Source organism: Komagataeibacter intermedius TF2, assembly GCF_000964425.1.
Lineage (GTDB): Bacteria > Pseudomonadota > Alphaproteobacteria > Acetobacterales > Acetobacteraceae > Komagataeibacter > Komagataeibacter intermedius.
Genome location: NZ_BANF01000031.1, coordinates 141,445 through 156,231, shown reverse-complemented (window position 1 = coordinate 156,231; position 14,787 = coordinate 141,445). Strand labels below are relative to the sequence as shown.

At 57.7% G+C, this 14,787-nt stretch carries 11 protein-coding genes and 1 riboswitch; of the genes, 7 read left to right on the top strand and 4 right to left on the bottom strand.

Annotation, left to right across the window (positions count from 1 at the left end):
- Window positions 1-47: 47 nt before the first annotated feature.
- A riboswitch (cobalamin riboswitch) is annotated at window positions 48-267 on the bottom strand.
- Between the two features lie 268 nt (window positions 268-535).
- Window positions 536-1,513, top strand: coding sequence for a ribonucleotide-diphosphate reductase subunit beta (locus B7449_RS06035; RefSeq protein WP_039735813.1), 978 nt, complete (start codon window positions 536-538; stop codon window positions 1,511-1,513).
- 982 nt (window positions 1,514-2,495) lie between these two features.
- Window positions 2,496-3,812 carry a carbohydrate porin gene (locus B7449_RS06025; protein ID WP_039735809.1) on the top strand — a complete coding sequence of 439 codons (1,317 nt, stop codon included), beginning with the start codon at window positions 2,496-2,498 and terminating at the stop codon, window positions 3,810-3,812.
- A 204-nt stretch (window positions 3,813-4,016) separates the two neighbouring features.
- Here the strand turns inward: B7449_RS06025 and B7449_RS06020 are convergent, their stop codons facing one another.
- The 4 genes from B7449_RS06020 to araD form a co-directional block, all read right to left on the bottom strand.
- On the bottom strand, window positions 4,017-4,502 hold the full coding sequence (locus B7449_RS06020; protein ID WP_039735808.1) for a GlcG/HbpS family heme-binding protein: 486 nt from the start codon (window positions 4,500-4,502) through the stop codon (window positions 4,017-4,019).
- A 73-nt stretch (window positions 4,503-4,575) separates the two neighbouring features.
- Window positions 4,576-5,049, bottom strand: a complete 474-nt coding sequence (locus B7449_RS06015; protein WP_039735807.1) for a GlcG/HbpS family heme-binding protein — start codon at window positions 5,047-5,049, stop codon at window positions 4,576-4,578.
- A 272-nt stretch (window positions 5,050-5,321) separates the two neighbouring features.
- Window positions 5,322-6,179 (bottom strand): DoxX family protein, encoded by an 858-nt coding sequence (locus tag B7449_RS06010; RefSeq protein WP_235721174.1) that lies wholly within the window; start codon window positions 6,177-6,179, stop codon window positions 5,322-5,324.
- A gap of 173 nt (window positions 6,180-6,352) precedes the next feature.
- Entirely contained in the window at window positions 6,353-8,095 is a 1,743-nt protein-coding gene (araD, locus tag B7449_RS06005; protein WP_199858377.1) for an L-arabinonate dehydratase, read from the bottom strand.
- A gap of 173 nt (window positions 8,096-8,268) precedes the next feature.
- Here araD and B7449_RS06000 point away from each other — a divergent pair, with 173 nt between their 5' ends.
- The 5 genes from B7449_RS06000 (at window position 8,269) to B7449_RS05980 (ending at window position 14,787) form a co-directional block, all read left to right on the top strand.
- Window positions 8,269-9,183, top strand: coding sequence for a LysR family transcriptional regulator (locus tag B7449_RS06000; RefSeq protein WP_039735804.1), 915 nt, complete (start codon window positions 8,269-8,271; stop codon window positions 9,181-9,183).
- A 117-nt stretch (window positions 9,184-9,300) separates the two neighbouring features.
- Window positions 9,301-10,746, top strand: coding sequence for an MFS transporter (locus B7449_RS05995; RefSeq protein ID WP_276325850.1), 1,446 nt, complete (start codon window positions 9,301-9,303; stop codon window positions 10,744-10,746).
- Window positions 10,747-10,824: 78 nt separating this feature from the next.
- Entirely contained in the window at window positions 10,825-12,024 is a 1,200-nt protein-coding gene (locus tag B7449_RS05990; RefSeq protein WP_039735803.1) for an SMP-30/gluconolactonase/LRE family protein, read from the top strand.
- A 187-nt stretch (window positions 12,025-12,211) separates the two neighbouring features.
- Window positions 12,212-12,937 (top strand): gluconate 2-dehydrogenase subunit 3 family protein, encoded by a 726-nt coding sequence (locus B7449_RS05985; protein ID WP_039735802.1) that lies wholly within the window; start codon window positions 12,212-12,214, stop codon window positions 12,935-12,937.
- Window positions 12,938-13,011: 74 nt separating this feature from the next.
- Window positions 13,012-14,787, top strand: a complete 1,776-nt coding sequence (locus B7449_RS05980; protein WP_039735801.1) for a GMC family oxidoreductase — start codon at window positions 13,012-13,014, stop codon at window positions 14,785-14,787.

Sequence of the window (14,787 nt, the reverse complement as noted above, 5' to 3'; positions counted from 1 at the left end):
AAACCCGTGGCGCCACACCGTCAGGACACCCCGCCCGACAGGTCCCGGTCGCAACCATCATGACGGCAGGTCTCCTGGCTTGCGGCGTCATCTCCCGCGCAACCTTCCCGGAAAACCGCGGTTTCCAGTGGCCCGGCGCACATGTCCGGCAATGCGGGAAACATACCGCTTACAGTTGCGGGGACAGCCGAAGCATTGGACCGTAATCCGCACTTCGTTCCCTTTTCACCCCTTGTATGAAGGGGAACCGTCAGCAGGGTTCTGATCGGATGGGCCATCCGTGTCAACCCGGATACACGCGACCAACGCGGACGATGGCAGGTCATGCCATTTTTTTCCTGAACCATGGCCATGGTCCGTGGCCATGTGTCTTCAGCGCCGCACCTGAAGATAAAAAATAGCCGATAACGGGCGGGTTTCCATACAGTGGAAACGGCAATCCGCGGCCTTGACATCCATAACCGGGGCAGGCCACGCCCCGCATGAGAATCTTCCCCTGACACATGATATTTTTTTGGGTTATAGGGAGGAAATCATGAGCACAGACACACCCAACCTTCTTTCCCCCAGCCCGGTCTACAAGCCGTTCCGTTACCCGTGGGCGTTCGAGGCGTGGAAAACCCAGCAGTCCCTGCACTGGCTGCCCGAGGAAATTCCCCTCGGTGATGATGTGAAGGACTGGAACAACAACCTGTCCGATACGGAAAAATATCTGGTCACCCAGATTTTCCGCCTGTTCACCCAGCAGGATACCGAGGTCGAGAACGCCTATATCGACCTGTACATGCCCCGCTTCAAGCCGACCGAAGTGCGGATGATGCTCTCGGCATTCACCAATATGGAATCGATCCATCAGGCGGCCTACAGCCACCTGCTTGACACCATCGGCATGCCGGAAACCGAATACGCCGCCTTCCTTGAATACGAGGAAATGGCCGCGAAGCACGAATTCCTCAAACGCTTCAACATGGACGACCACTACAATACCGCCCTGTCCATGGCGGTGTTCGCGGGCTTTACCGAAGGGCTGCAGCTTTTCGCGTCCTTCGCCATGCTGCTCAACTTTCCGCGCCATAACCTGATGAAGGGCATGGGGCAGGTCGTGACATGGTCCGTGCGTGATGAAAGCCTGCACGTCGAATCCATCACGCGCCTGTTCAAGACCTACATGCAGGAATTCGGCCGCCAGATTGACAAGCCCGCCGTGGCCGATGCAATCCACCTTGCCTGCCGTGAGATCGTGACCAATGAAGACCGCTTCATCGACCTTGCCTTCCGCATGGGGCCGGTGAAGGGCCTGTCGGCGGATGAGGTCAAGCAGTATATCCGCTTCATTGCCAATCGCCGCCTGATCGGGCTGGAACTGAACCCGATCTATGACGTGCCCAGCAATCCCCTGCCGTGGATTGACGAGATGATGAACGCGGTGGAGCACACCAACTTCTTCGAAAACCGTGCAACGGAATATAGCCGGGGCGCAACACAGGGAACGTGGGACGAAGCGTTCGCCTGAAATACCGGATCGCACTGCCCCCATCATGCATATGGTGGGGGCAGTTTTACTGCCAGGATTTCAGGCCCTTTCGCACGTTCCGGGGAAACCGGATGGGCCGGCGTCCACCCATTTCCCCTTGCCTGTCATGTCATCCGCCATCATGATGTCCGGGCATACCCGATCAATAAACAAGTAGTAAAATTTCTGGATGTTGGCTTTTTTCGAAGACGACATTTCCTTAATATTTTCAGGATGCTTCATAAACAGACGTAGCAAACGATTTTCAGGGCTGCTTGTTTCATCATAAATATAAACTTATTTTACTTAAAAAATCACTCGATAATTAAATTTATATTTTAAAATACATTAAAAAAAATACAGATATATGTAAAATTATGATAGTAATTTTTAAAATTTACAACAAGACAGTGGCGTAAGTTATACCGACACATCAATTTGGTACGGCAATAAACCCTCCAGCTGACTCCATACCTGTCATTCATCATATTTCCGAACATGGATCATGATGCTGGCCTCATACCAGGCCAGCCAACGAACAGGAGCCTGCATCATTGTTGGCGATGGATATTCTGGAATGGGTCTGTCACTTACCTGATACAATATCTTTAGTGCGTCATCTCCATTTTATAAATGAATATTATAATATAGTTATTTTTTTATTTAAGATAAATATATGGATGTGCACATAGCAGCCTGAAGCACGCCTCTGTCTGACGGCAATGCATGAGGACGAAAGTTTCCACAAATCTTATAAACCATAAAATTTCCACAATAACAAAAATATACGTTCAGTAATAAATATATACAAACAGATTGGTTATCTAAATCACAATAAATTAATTCATGAAATAAAAAACCAACCCGAAACATAACCGTTTAGATGCCACAGATATAAAAACAATAATATACTGATGGCCTCAAAATGAAATATTTCACACGTAGATGTGGAAATATCGGAATATTATATTTCGGTTTTTCCATGCACATGGTCATCTGCGCATCTGAAGCACCTGCAAACGGGCTGCCCAATGGCAGTCTGGGCGATGATGCCAGTTATGCACTGCGTGCCAGCGCCCAGCATCCATCCACAACAATGACCGGCGACTGGGGGGGCACACGCCTCTATCTTCGTAACAAGGGCATAGATCTGGCTGGCGCGTGGACGAACGAAACCGCCGGAAACGTGACCGGCGGGGACCGGCACACTGCGGCCCAGACCAACCAGCTTGCCGCCATCATGGATATCGATGCCGAAAAACTGCTGAAATGGAAAGGCGCATCCTTCAACTTTACATTCACCACCCGCTGGGGCAGCAACCTCATTACACGGGCGGGACTGTATACCCTCCAGCAACCGCAGGAAGTATGGGGGCGCGGACAGACATCCCGACTGACCCAGCTATGGTATAACCAGAAGCTGGGTGATCATGTCAGCTTCAAGATCGGCCGCCTGCCAACCGGCGCCGATTTTGATAATGTGCCCTGCCTGACAATGGTAAACTATTTCTGCGGTGCAACAACCGGCAACATGGATGGCAATCGCTGGCTCAACTGGCCCGTCAGCACATGGGGCGGTCTGGTCAAGTATAACGACCCGCGCTGGTATTTCCTGGCGGGGGCTTATGAACAGAACGCGCGTAACCTGGATAATAAATTCTTCCTTGGTTATGTGCATGGGGCAACTGGTGTTCTCCTGCCTTTTGAAACCGGATTGCGTATCCATCTGGGATCCCATCATTATCCCGGGGTCTATCGCATTGGCGGGTGGGTCAATACGGCCAATGCTCCTGACATTTTACTGGCGGCAAACGGACAGCCTGCTGTCACCGGCGGACTGGCCATGCTTGAACGGGGCAGTTCCCACGGTGGTTACCTGTGGTTCCAGCAGCAACTGACGGGAACCTTTAGCGAAAAACCCGGACAGGACGCCGTTGTTCAGCAGGGGCTGACCGCTTATGTGACCTTTACCATGGTCGATAAGGAAACCAGTCCCGTTTCATCACAGGTAACAGGCAGCCTGCGTTATCTTGGACTTCCGTGGCGCAGGCATGATGCCCTGACGCTGGCTTTTGGCACCAATCATGTCAATTCACGGCTGGCCACGCTGGACTGGTATCAGGCCGGCAGGAAAGGACCACGCCGCGATTCAGAATTCGCAATCGAAACAGACTATACGCTTCAGATTACCCCGTGGGTCTATATCGAACCCAATATCCAGTTCTGGGTCAATCCGGGTGGTTACACCCAAAGGGAAATGGTGACGGTCATTGGCATGAAAACAGGCCTTACGTTCTAAGGCCTGTTTTCAGAACCGCTTTTAAAAATACGTCCCTGGGAACCATTATTTTATTCAGATTTTATTATAATACCCGGTCAGCGCAATAATGCTGACAGTCCGGCACCTCCATGTTCCTTCTTTCGTGTGCTTTTACATGGACAGACCCAACCGCATGTCCTGCATGCAACCGGGTCTGTCCATTTCTGTCAGGGACTGGCGTCTTCAGGAATGGAAGCCGGTTGCCGTATCCGTTGCAACGGCATTGTCCAGATCATCCGTCGCGCCGCTGACCCCGACCGCCCCGATCAGGTATTTCCCCTCCATGACCGGACAGGATCCCGGTACGGCCGTAATCCCCGGCAGTGTCGCCAGAAACGCCTGGTTCTGGCTGATCCGCTGTGCCAGCACCTTGCCCGGTGAATGATACAGCGCAGCCGTTCGGGCCTTCTTTATGGCGGTTTCGTCGGTGCCGGTCTGTGAATCATCCATGCGCGTAAAGGCCAGCAACCTGCCCGATGCATCCACCACCGCGATGCTGACCTGCATGCCGCGTTGCTTTGCCTCTGCTTCCGCCGCATTCAGCAGGCTTTTTGCACCGGCGCTGCTCAACTGCGGTCGTGTCAGCAATTTGGCGTCATCGGCACGTGCATTGAAGAACGCCGGAAGGCACGCCAGAATGGCCAGCGGCCCGATATGTCTGATTTTCATGGTATATCCTGAAACAAGGGTGTCTGGATACTTGTTTTTATTTACAAAGAAATCTCGATCCGGCCCATCTGCATCAATGAAAATGCTTGGCCGTATCAATCACCAGCGCCTGTTCGTTTTCGTTGGTGTCGCCGCTGGTGCCAATGCTGCCCACTACGGTGTCGCCCTGCTTGAACACCGCCCCCCCTGCTGATGGCAGGATACCCGGAACAAAACCGATGGGCAGGTTCTGCGTGCGCACGGCGTCAAAGAATTCGATCGTATTGCGGGCAAATCGTGCCGCCGATTTCGCCTTGGCGATCGAGGCTTCCACGCATCCCGCGTACGCGCCCTGCATGCGGATGAACGCAACCAGGTTTCCATCCGTATCCTCAACCGCTATGCACAGCTTGAGGTGTCGGTTTTCCGCCAGCCCGACCGCATAATGCGCCATGTCCATTGCCGCCGCCGTCGTGATGTTGAGCTGCGGCGCGGTGGATGACGTCTGTGCGAATGCCGGGGTGGCGAACGACGCCAGCAATGCAAGAACTCCAAGCATCTGCTTCATTTCAAGGGTTACCTTATTCCGGGTGTTATTATTGAACCCCTGACGACGCCTTATGTCCCGCAGGTCGATACATGCCAGGGAAATAAAGCCGTCGTTCAGTTCAGATCATACGATAGAATTGGTCTCATATCGCACGAAGCATTATATTACAGTCTTTGCCATACAGACAAATAACAATTAAAACACTCGCGCTTACGTGACATATCCTTTCACCATTTTTCATGAAAAACGCATGCGTTACATAAGCGCCTGCCAAACATGACAAGTATTTGTCAGGCACTTCGCCGGTCATGGGTGCGCATGCCAGAAACACACAGGGGCAGCAGGAACCGCGGCATCCAGCCATGGGCGATCAGCCAGCCATCAATCGAGAACTTCCCCGCCCCTGCAATTGCAAAGCTGGCGAAGGCCACGATCATGAGCATCGGATATTCCCAGCCACCCACGGGGGCGTTGTTCCAGGTGAACCCGTCACCAAAATGTCGTCCATAATGATTGGCGATCAGGTAATAAAGGGCGCCACCAATCCCGGCAAACCGGGTCAGGACGCCCATCCCCACCCCGATCGCAATGGACAGTTCACACAATCCGCCAGCAATGACGGCCTGTCCATCCGGCGGGAAACCGAAACCGACGAATACCTGTTCCATGTGGTGGAAGGAATGAACACCCGCAAAAAGCTTTTCCGCGAAATGCCCGACCATGTCGAACCCGAAATATATTCGGATTGTCGCCGTCTGCCATTGCAAATGGTCATTCCAGCCTGCCGCCCGGTCATGGACCATGCAATCCACATACAGCAGAAGGTAAATCATGAACGCGACCGTGGAGGTGGCCATGCCCGGCACCGCTCCATGAATGGCCGCCACCCGCCAGCTGATCATGAAGGGCAGGAGCGAGGCAAGGAAACCAATCACGAAATGCCGTGGCATGACCATGACGGTCATGGCCAGCGCAAGGCCATCCAGCCCGATTGTTGAAAGACAGGCAAAGTCCGGTATGACCGGAACAATAAAGGACGACCAGACCATGGCCGCCACGCAGGCGGCCAGTGCCAGCCATAATGGCCAGTAAGGTATGTAGCGCGGGCGCAATGTCACATATGACGATGGAACCGCATTCGACTTCATGAACATTTTGTTTTTCTTCTTTGCACGGTGTCGAACCGTATTTCAGATATGTGCGTGATGATGGAACGGGCGTTTTCCCACCCCGACTGCCACCTGCCTGTTCCTTTCCGCTCCCCCTGTCTGGTCAATATCGAAGCAGTGCCCCCGCCGCGTTCACATCAGGCAGCAGGGGGTCAGTAAATGACCGGTTCGGGCACGGACGCACCGAAATCGGTCTGCAGGAAATCGAAATCACATCCTTCATTCGCCTGCCGCATATGGTGGGCCGCCATCCAGCCATATCCCCGTTCATAACGCGGTGCGGGCGGCTTCCATGCCGCGCGGCGGCGGGCCAGTTCCTCATCGGAAACTTCCATATGGATTGAGCGCGCCTCCACATCCACGGCGACGATATCCCCCGTCTTCAGCAACGCCAGCGGGCCGCCCACGTAACTTTCCGGCGCAATATGCAGCACGCAGGCGCCGTAGCTCGTGCCGCTCATCCGGGCGTCGGACAGCCGCAGCATATCGCGGTAGCCTTCCTGCACCAGGCGTCTGGGCATGGGCAGCATCCCCCATTCCGGCATGCCGGGTCCGCCCAGTGGGCCCGCATTGCGCAGCACAAGCACATGATCGGGGCTGACATCCAGCGTCACGTCATCCAGCGCCTTCTTCATGGTGGGATAATCATCAAACACCAGTGCCGGTCCACGATGCTTATGGAATTTCGGATCGCAGCAGGCGGGCTTCATCACGCATCCATCGGGCGCAAGGTTGCCCCGCAGCACCGTCAGCGCGCCCCCTGCCTCCCCCGTGAACATCGGCTTGTCCAGGGGCCTTATGACATCGTCATTCCACACCTTTGCATCGCGGATGTTTTCCCCCACGCTGCGCCCCGTCACCGTCAGGCAGTCGAGATCCAGAAAACCGGAAATCCGGTTCATCAGCGCCGCAATGCCCCCGGCGTAGTAAAAATCTTCCATAAGGTAGGTCGTGCCCGTGGGCCGGACATTGGCAATGACCGGGATTTCGCGGCTGGCGCGGTCAAAATCATCCAGTCCGACGGGCACGCCCGCGCGGCGCGCCATGGCGATCACGTGTATGATGGCATTGGTCGAACACCCCATCGCCATCGCCACGGCAATCGCATTGCGGAAGGCGGCAGGGGTCTGGATTCTTGATGGTTTCAGGTCTTCCCACACCATACCGACAATCCGCCGCCCCGAACTCTTGGCCATGCGGATATGGTTGGAATCAACCGCCGGAATGGAACTGGCCCCCGGCAAAGACAGGCCGATCGCCTCGGCAATGGCGGTCATGGTGCTTGCCGTGCCCATGGTCATGCAGGTGCCAGCGCTGCGGGCAATTCCAGCCTCGACCCCGCGCCAGTCTTCCGGCGTGATCTTGCCCGCGCGCAGTTCATCCCAGTATTTCCATGAATCCGATCCTGAACCCAGGGTCTTTCCCTGCCAGTTCCCACGCAGCATCGGGCCCGCGGGGACATAGATCGCGGGAATATCCATGCTGGTCGCCCCCAGCAGCAGGCCGGGCGTGGTCTTGTCGCATCCGCCCATCAGGACCGCGCCATCAGCGGGATAGGCACGCAGAAGTTCCTCCGCCTCCATCGCCAGCATGTTGCGGTACAGCATGGTGGTTGGCTTCATGAAGTTTTCGGACAGCGAGATCGCAGGCAGTTCCATCGGAAATCCCCCCGCTTCCAGCACCCCGCGCTTCACATCTTCGACACGCTGGCGAAAATGCATGTGACAGGGATTGATGTCCGACCAGGTATTCAGGATGGCGATAACAGGCTTTCCTTCCCAGTCCTGCGGGTCATACCCCATCTGCATCGCACGGGAACGGTGGCCGAAACTGCGCAGGTCCGCGGGACCAAACCAGCGTTCACTGCGCAGCGTGCGTTTTTCCTTCCCTTCCATATTTCCGCCTTCTGGCCGTGTTCCGGCTTCTTCTGACATTCCTCTGTTCTCCCTGTGCGCCCTGCCCGGTCACGATAGCCTGATGGAAGGGGCGCTGCGTGTTGCAGTAAGGGCAAGGGCGTTCTGGGGTGTCCAGACCAGATACGGCATGGATTGAGACAGGATTGATATTGATGCTTCAGCTTACCCAGGTCCGGTGCTTTGTCACCGTCGCGGAGGAACTGCATTTCGGTCGCGCGGCAGCACGGCTGAACATGACCCAGCCCCCGTTAAGCCGACAGGTCCAGTTGCTGGAACATGCGCTGGGCGTTGAATTGCTGGAACGCAACAGCCGCAGCGTACGGCTGACGGCCGCAGGCGCCATATTCCTGCCCGAGGCGCGACGCCTGCTGCGCAATGCGGAAGATGCGATGCTGATGGCCCGCCGCGCAGGGCGCGGCGCGCTGGGACAGGTCGCGATCGGGTTTACGCCCGCCAGCAGCTACGATTTCCTGCCGCGCCTGATCCATGCGCTGCGGGCGACCTATCCCGATATTGAACTGACGCTGGAGGAAATGATCACCCGCGACCAGCTTGCCGCCCTTGCGTCGCACCGCATCGACCTTGCTTTCGTGCGGCCCCCGTTTGACGCGCGGGACACCCATGCCCGACTGGTCCGCAGCGAACCCATGGTGGCCGCCCTGCCCCACACCCACCCGCTGGCAACGCACACCGCCCTGACGCCTGCGGATATGGAGGGGCAGGACCTGATCATGTATTCCATACTGGGTGGCGGGTATTTTCACGACCTTGTACGCCGCCTGCTGGTCAGCGCGAACATCCAGCCCCGGCTAGTCCATCACCTGACCCAGATCCATGCCCTCCTGTCCATGGTCAGGACAGGGGTCGGCATTGCCCTTATTCCCGAATCCGCCTCGCGGCTTGGTATCGAAAATGTCATCTGCCGCCCGCTGGCGTTTGGCGATGCGATCATGGCGGAGCTGTACATGGTCCACCGCACCAGTGACGCCAGCCCGGTCCTTGGCAATGTCATGGCTGTGGCGGGCCAGATCACCGCAGCGGATGGACCTGGCGCGCGCCCGGCATGACGCCGTTCACTGCCATGCCGCAGTCATGGCGTGAACGATGCCTGTACTGCATCACTCCATACGAAGTTTAATTTTGACTTGTGCCATCGCGCTGCGTTCCCTTCCGCACAGGACCAGATGCGGCCAGAAGGCGGCCGGCACCGCCCGGCCCGCCGCACCGGTCCCGCCATCGAGGGAGAAAACAGGGTGACCATAACAAGAGGGCGCACCGCAGGCCCCGCCACCACGCATCCGTCAATTGCCACCGGGGCATCCCGCGCCATGCCACGCAGCGCCGTCCGCTACAGTGTCCTTGCATTCCTGTTCATCATCACCGCGATCAACTATGGTGATCGCGCGACACTCGGGATTGCGGGATCGTCCATTTCGCACGATCTGGGGCTGAGCCCGGTGGCGATGGGCTACGTCTTTTCCGCCTTCGGCTGGGCCTATGTCATGAACCAGGTGCCCGGCGGCTGGCTGCTGGACCGGTTCGGCTCCATCCGTGTGTACGGCGTCAGCCTGTTTGCGTGGTCGGTGTGTACGCTGTGCATTGCGGGCATGGGCCATGTCCCGCATACCATCGCCTTTCCCGTTCTGTTCATCCTGTGGGCCGGGCTGGGGCTGGTGGAAGCCCCCACCTTTCCCGCCAACAGCCGTATCGTATCAAGCTGGTTTCCCACGGCTGAACGCGGTCTTGCCACATCCATCTTCAATTCGGCCCAGTACGTGGCGGTGGCGTTCTTCGCGCCGCTTATGGGATGGATTACCCAGGCATTCGGATGGGAATACATCTTTGCCGTGATGGGAATTGCAGGCGTGGTCCTGGCTGGGATATGGCTTATGCGCATGCGGCCACCCGCCACCCATCCGTCGGTCAATGCCGCCGAACTGGCCTTCATCCGCGCAGGTGGCGCGCTGGTGGATATTGACGACCGCGCCATGCGCGTGCGCAAACCGCTGACATGGCGGCAGGTCCGCTTCATGCTGACCGACCGGACGCTGGTGGGCGTGTATGGCGGGCAGTACTGCATTACCGCCATCCTGTATTTCTTCCTGACCTGGTTTCCACTTTACCTGCATCAGTCACGCGGTCTCTCCCTTACGCAGACCGGACTGGCCGCCAGCGTGCCCGCGCTGTGCGGACTGGCCGGGGCGATTGCCGGGGGGGCGCTTTCGGACATGCTGCTGCGATCGGGACGGTCGGAAAACATTGCGCGCAAGACACCCTATGTCGTTGGCATGGCGATCGCCTCCACCATCTGCCTGTGCAACTTCGTGCACTCGGCCTGGGTGATCGTGCTGATCATGTCCTTCGCCTTCTTTGGCAAGGGGGTCGCCGCCATTGGCTGGGCCGTCATATCCGATATTGCGCCCCGGGAAACACCGGGTCTGGCGGCGGGCATTTTCAACGGGATCGGCAATATTGCAGGTATCGTGACGCCCATCGTAATCGGATACATCGTCGCAATCACGAAGTCTTATGACGGGGCGCTTGTATTCGTCGCGGCGCATTGCGGCGTTGCGATCCTGCTCTACCTGTTCGTGGTCGGCAGGATCAGGCGTCTTTCCCTGCCGGAATAAGGGAGCGTCCATTCCGGGCGACGGCGCAAGTACAGATCAACCGTCATAATAATAAACAATAATCAAGAGAACATCTTCATGACACACATTACCGATGCCTGCGGCCATGGCCTGTCGCGCCGCGCCACCCTGTGGGGACTGGCGGGCTCGCTCGCGCTGGCGGGAGTGGACTCCCGCATATCGCGCGCTGCGGCTGCATCCCGGCATGCAGCGGCCATTCAGGCCACCGTTATCGCGTCCTCGCCGCATTACCTGTGCAATGCCGTCGCCGCGACACGCGACGGCACGCTCTTCCTTGGCGCGCCGCGATGGGACCTGATGGCCGATACGCCCAGCGTCTTTCGCGTGGCGTCCGATGGCGCGCTGCATCCCTTTCCGGGTGGAAGCTGGAACGCATGGAAACCGGGCGATGACCCGCGCAATGCCTTCCTGATGGTCAATGGCCTGCATATATTCAGTGACGACACGCTGTGGGTTGTCGATCAGGGCATTGATCCGACAAAGGGCGCATCCGTGCCGGGTGGCCAGAAACTGGTTCAGCTGGACCCGCGCGACGGCAGGATCATGCAGGTGCTGCGATGGGGCGAGGACATCCTGCCACCAGGTTCGGCAATGAATGACCTGCGCATTGCAGGCGATCTTATGTTCGTGACCGATTCCGGTCTGGGCGGGATCATCATCCATAACATGCGCAGCGGCGAGACCGTGCGCCGCCTGTCGGAACACCCCCTGCTGCGCGCAACCGCCGCCAAGCCGCTGCGCGGGCGCGACGGGCACATATTGCAGGACAGGACGGGCAAGAGACCGCTGGTACATTCGGACATGCTGGAGATCACGGCGGACCGCAAATGGTTCTATTTCTCCACCCCCTCCGGCCCGCTGCGGCGGATTCCGACCAACATCCTGCTGGATTCCAGCCTGACGGACGACCAGCGCGCCGGTCGGATCGAAACGGTGATCGACATACCGACAATCATGGGTACGGCCATTGATACGCTGGGCAATTTCTATTTTGCCGATACCGAACACGGACGGATCATGGTGCTTACACCCGAGAAAAAGCAGCTTACGTTACTTGAAGATGACCGGCTGGTTGATGGCGACGCCCTGTTTATCACAACCGACCGCCACATGCTGGTGCCGGTTGCCCAGACGGAACGCCTGCCAGCAAACAACGCGGGCGTCAATGCGGTGCAACTGCCCTTCATAACCCTGGGATTTGCGCTGCCGGACACGCTGGAGGGACACAGGCTGGGCGGTGTCGTCAGCAGCCTGTAAGGCGGCACCCCGATCATTCACAAACCAGAAAAACATGTACCTGCGGCAATGCCGCAGGGGTGACGTGATGCCGTGGCACGGATCGGATACAGACGGGTCTTTTTTCCGGGGAACGCAAGAGCCGCCCCCGAAGAAAAGCACCCGTCCGGCACGACATCCCTCACCCGGTGTACATCAGGAGAAAGTCATGAAGCGGCGTGATGTCTTAAAGGGTGGGCTGGTGCTGATGGCGACCACCACGCTGGCCTCCATCTATAAACCGGCCTATTCGCGCACATATGTTGGTGGCACGGGCATGTGGAAGGCCGCCCCGCCCCCACCGCTGTCTGTGGTTGACCCTACGCGCCTTGTCTATCTGACACCGCAGGAAGCACGTCTGGCGGGTGCCGTGTTCGATGTCCTGATCCCTGCGGATGAACTGGGAATGGGCGCGACAGAAGCAGGATGTGTGACCTTTCTGGACCACCAGCTGGCCGGCCCCTACGGATCGGCGGCAAAGGATTACAGGCTTGGTCCCGTTGTTGAAGGACTGCCCCAGCAGGGGCCGCAGGGCATCATGACGCCTGCGGAAATGTACCGCAGGGGACTGGCTGAACTGGAACATGCAGCACATGCGGAATTCAACAAATCGTTTCTTGATCTGTCCGAAGAACAGAAGATTACTTTCCTGCAGGGTGTCGAACGCGGCACCATTTCTTTCGACACCCTGAAATCCGACCAGTTTTTTGTACTGATGTTGCAAAATGTCCGTGAAGGCTATCTGGCCGATCCCATGTATGGCGGCAACCGCGACATGGTGGGCTGGAAACTGGTCGGGTTTCCCGGCGCGATTTATGACTATCGGGACTGGATCGTATCAAAACGGGGCAAGAAGATTGATGTCCATCCCGTCAGCCTGCTGGCCCGCGCCTGATTGCGGCGCACCCGGCAGGGCGGTACGATCGGGTTGTCCTGCGCACAATGATAATAAAAACAAGGTGCAGCTGAATGAATTACAAAAGGCCAAAGGCCGACGTGGTCATTATCGGGCTGGGCTGGTCCGGTTCCACAATGGCGGAGGAACTGACCCGCGCGGGGCTGAATGTCGTCGCGATCGAACGGGGCGCATGGCGCGAGACCTCCACCAGCTTCCCAACCACACGTGACCCTGATGAACTCAGCGGATCCGTACGCAAGGAGATCCTCCAGGCACCGGTAACGGAAACCTATACCGTACGCAACAGGGTCGGGCAGACCGCCCTGCCCCTGCGCAAATACCATAACCTGACACTGGGCAACAATGTTGGCGGCGCGGGCACGCACTGGGCGGGCGCAAGCTGGCGGTGGCTGCCATTCGACCATCAGCCGCATACCCATGTCATGCAGCGCTATGGCGCAGGACAGCTGGTGGACGGGCTGATCCTGCAGGACTGGGGCGTGACCTATGACGACCTTGAACCCTTTTATGACCGGTTCGAGAAAATCGCGGGCACATCCGGCACGGCGGGCGTCGTTAACGGACAGCGCCAGCCCGGCGGCAACCCGTACGAGGGATCGCGCAGCAGCCCGTTTCCCACGCCCGCGCTGGAACGCTCGCGCGCCAACGTGCTGTTTGCCGAAGCCGCGACCCGGCTGGGATACAATCCCTTCCCCGTGCCATCGGCCATGATCGGCGCGCCCTATACCAATGCGCTGGGCCTTAACCTGGCCCCATGCACCTATTGCGGGTACTGCCAGCTGTACGGGTGCGGCAACTGGTCCAAATCCAGTCCGAACATCTGTATCCTGCCGGTGCTGATGCAGCGCACGAATTTCACGCTGGTCACCGAATGCGAGGTCCTGCGCATCAACACCACGCCGGACAAGAAAATGGCCACTGGCGTGACGTTCATTGACTCCGACGGCAATACTGGCGAACAGCCTGCCGATATTGTCATAACCGCGACCTTTACGCTGGACAATACACGCCTGCTGCTGCTGTCGGGCATCAGCACGCCTTATGATGTCGCATCGGGACAGGGCGTGGTTGGCCGGGCGTTTACGTTCCAGACCCTGTCATGGGCGTTCATGTTCTTTGAAAACGAATACATGAACCCCTTCATGAATACTGGTGCGCTGGCCACGCAGATCGATGATTTCAATGGCGACAATTTCGACCATACGGGCCTGGGCTTTATCGGGGGGGCGGGTATCCAGTCGCTCAGCAACCAGGGCCTGCCGATCGGCATGGCCGGACTGCTGCCAAAAGGAAGCCCGCAATGGGGCAAGGGCTGGAAACAGGCATTCCAGCGTGGATACCAGAATTACGCCCAGATACAGGGACAGGGCACAAGCTTCGCGCATCGCGAGCAGTTCCTTGACCTTGATCCGACATACAGGGACCGTTACGGTCGGCCCCTGCTGCGCATCACCTTCGATTATAACGAGAACGACCGGCGTTCCGGCCGGTTCATCCGTGACAGATGCGTTGAAATCGCGCGGGAAATGGGCGCTACCGAAGTCGGTGGGGATTCCTTCGCCGATCGTCCCTATTCCGGTTATACACCATGGGATTCATCGCATGTGCAGGGCGGCGTGGCCATGGGCGAGGATCCACGGACCAGCGTGCAGAACCGCTATCAGCAGAACTGGGACATTCCCAACCTGTTTGTCATTGGCGCGTCTTCCTTCCCCAACAATGCCGGATATAACCCGACGGTCGTCGTGGGGGCGACGACCCTATGGACCGCGAAAGCGATCATAGAGCAGTACCTCAGGAACCCCGGCCCGCTGGTAAGGCTATGA

Excerpts from the sequence above, each read along its gene's own strand:
- B7449_RS06020 (WP_039735808.1), bottom strand. The coding sequence starts at position 4,502 with ATGAAAATCAGACATATCGGGCCGCTGGCCATTCTGGCGTGCCTTCCG.
- B7449_RS06035 (WP_039735813.1), top strand. The coding sequence starts at position 536 with ATGAGCACAGACACACCCAACCTTCTTTCCCCCAGCCCGGTCTACAAG.
- B7449_RS05990 (WP_039735803.1), top strand. The coding sequence starts at position 10,825 with ATGACACACATTACCGATGCCTGCGGCCATGGCCTGTCGCGCCGCGCC.
- B7449_RS06015 (WP_039735807.1), bottom strand. The coding sequence starts at position 5,049 with ATGAAGCAGATGCTTGGAGTTCTTGCATTGCTGGCGTCGTTCGCCACC.
- B7449_RS05980 (WP_039735801.1), top strand. The coding sequence starts at position 13,012 with ATGAATTACAAAAGGCCAAAGGCCGACGTGGTCATTATCGGGCTGGGC.
- B7449_RS05985 (WP_039735802.1), top strand. The coding sequence starts at position 12,212 with ATGAAGCGGCGTGATGTCTTAAAGGGTGGGCTGGTGCTGATGGCGACC.
- araD (WP_199858377.1), bottom strand. The coding sequence starts at position 8,095 with ATGGAAGGGAAGGAAAAACGCACGCTGCGCAGTGAACGCTGGTTTGGT.
- B7449_RS06025 (WP_039735809.1), top strand. The coding sequence starts at position 2,496 with ATGCACATGGTCATCTGCGCATCTGAAGCACCTGCAAACGGGCTGCCC.
- B7449_RS06000 (WP_039735804.1), top strand. The coding sequence starts at position 8,269 with ATGCTTCAGCTTACCCAGGTCCGGTGCTTTGTCACCGTCGCGGAGGAA.
- B7449_RS05995 (WP_276325850.1), top strand. The coding sequence starts at position 9,301 with ATGCGGCCAGAAGGCGGCCGGCACCGCCCGGCCCGCCGCACCGGTCCC.
- B7449_RS06010 (WP_235721174.1), bottom strand. The coding sequence starts at position 6,179 with ATGAAGTCGAATGCGGTTCCATCGTCATATGTGACATTGCGCCCGCGC.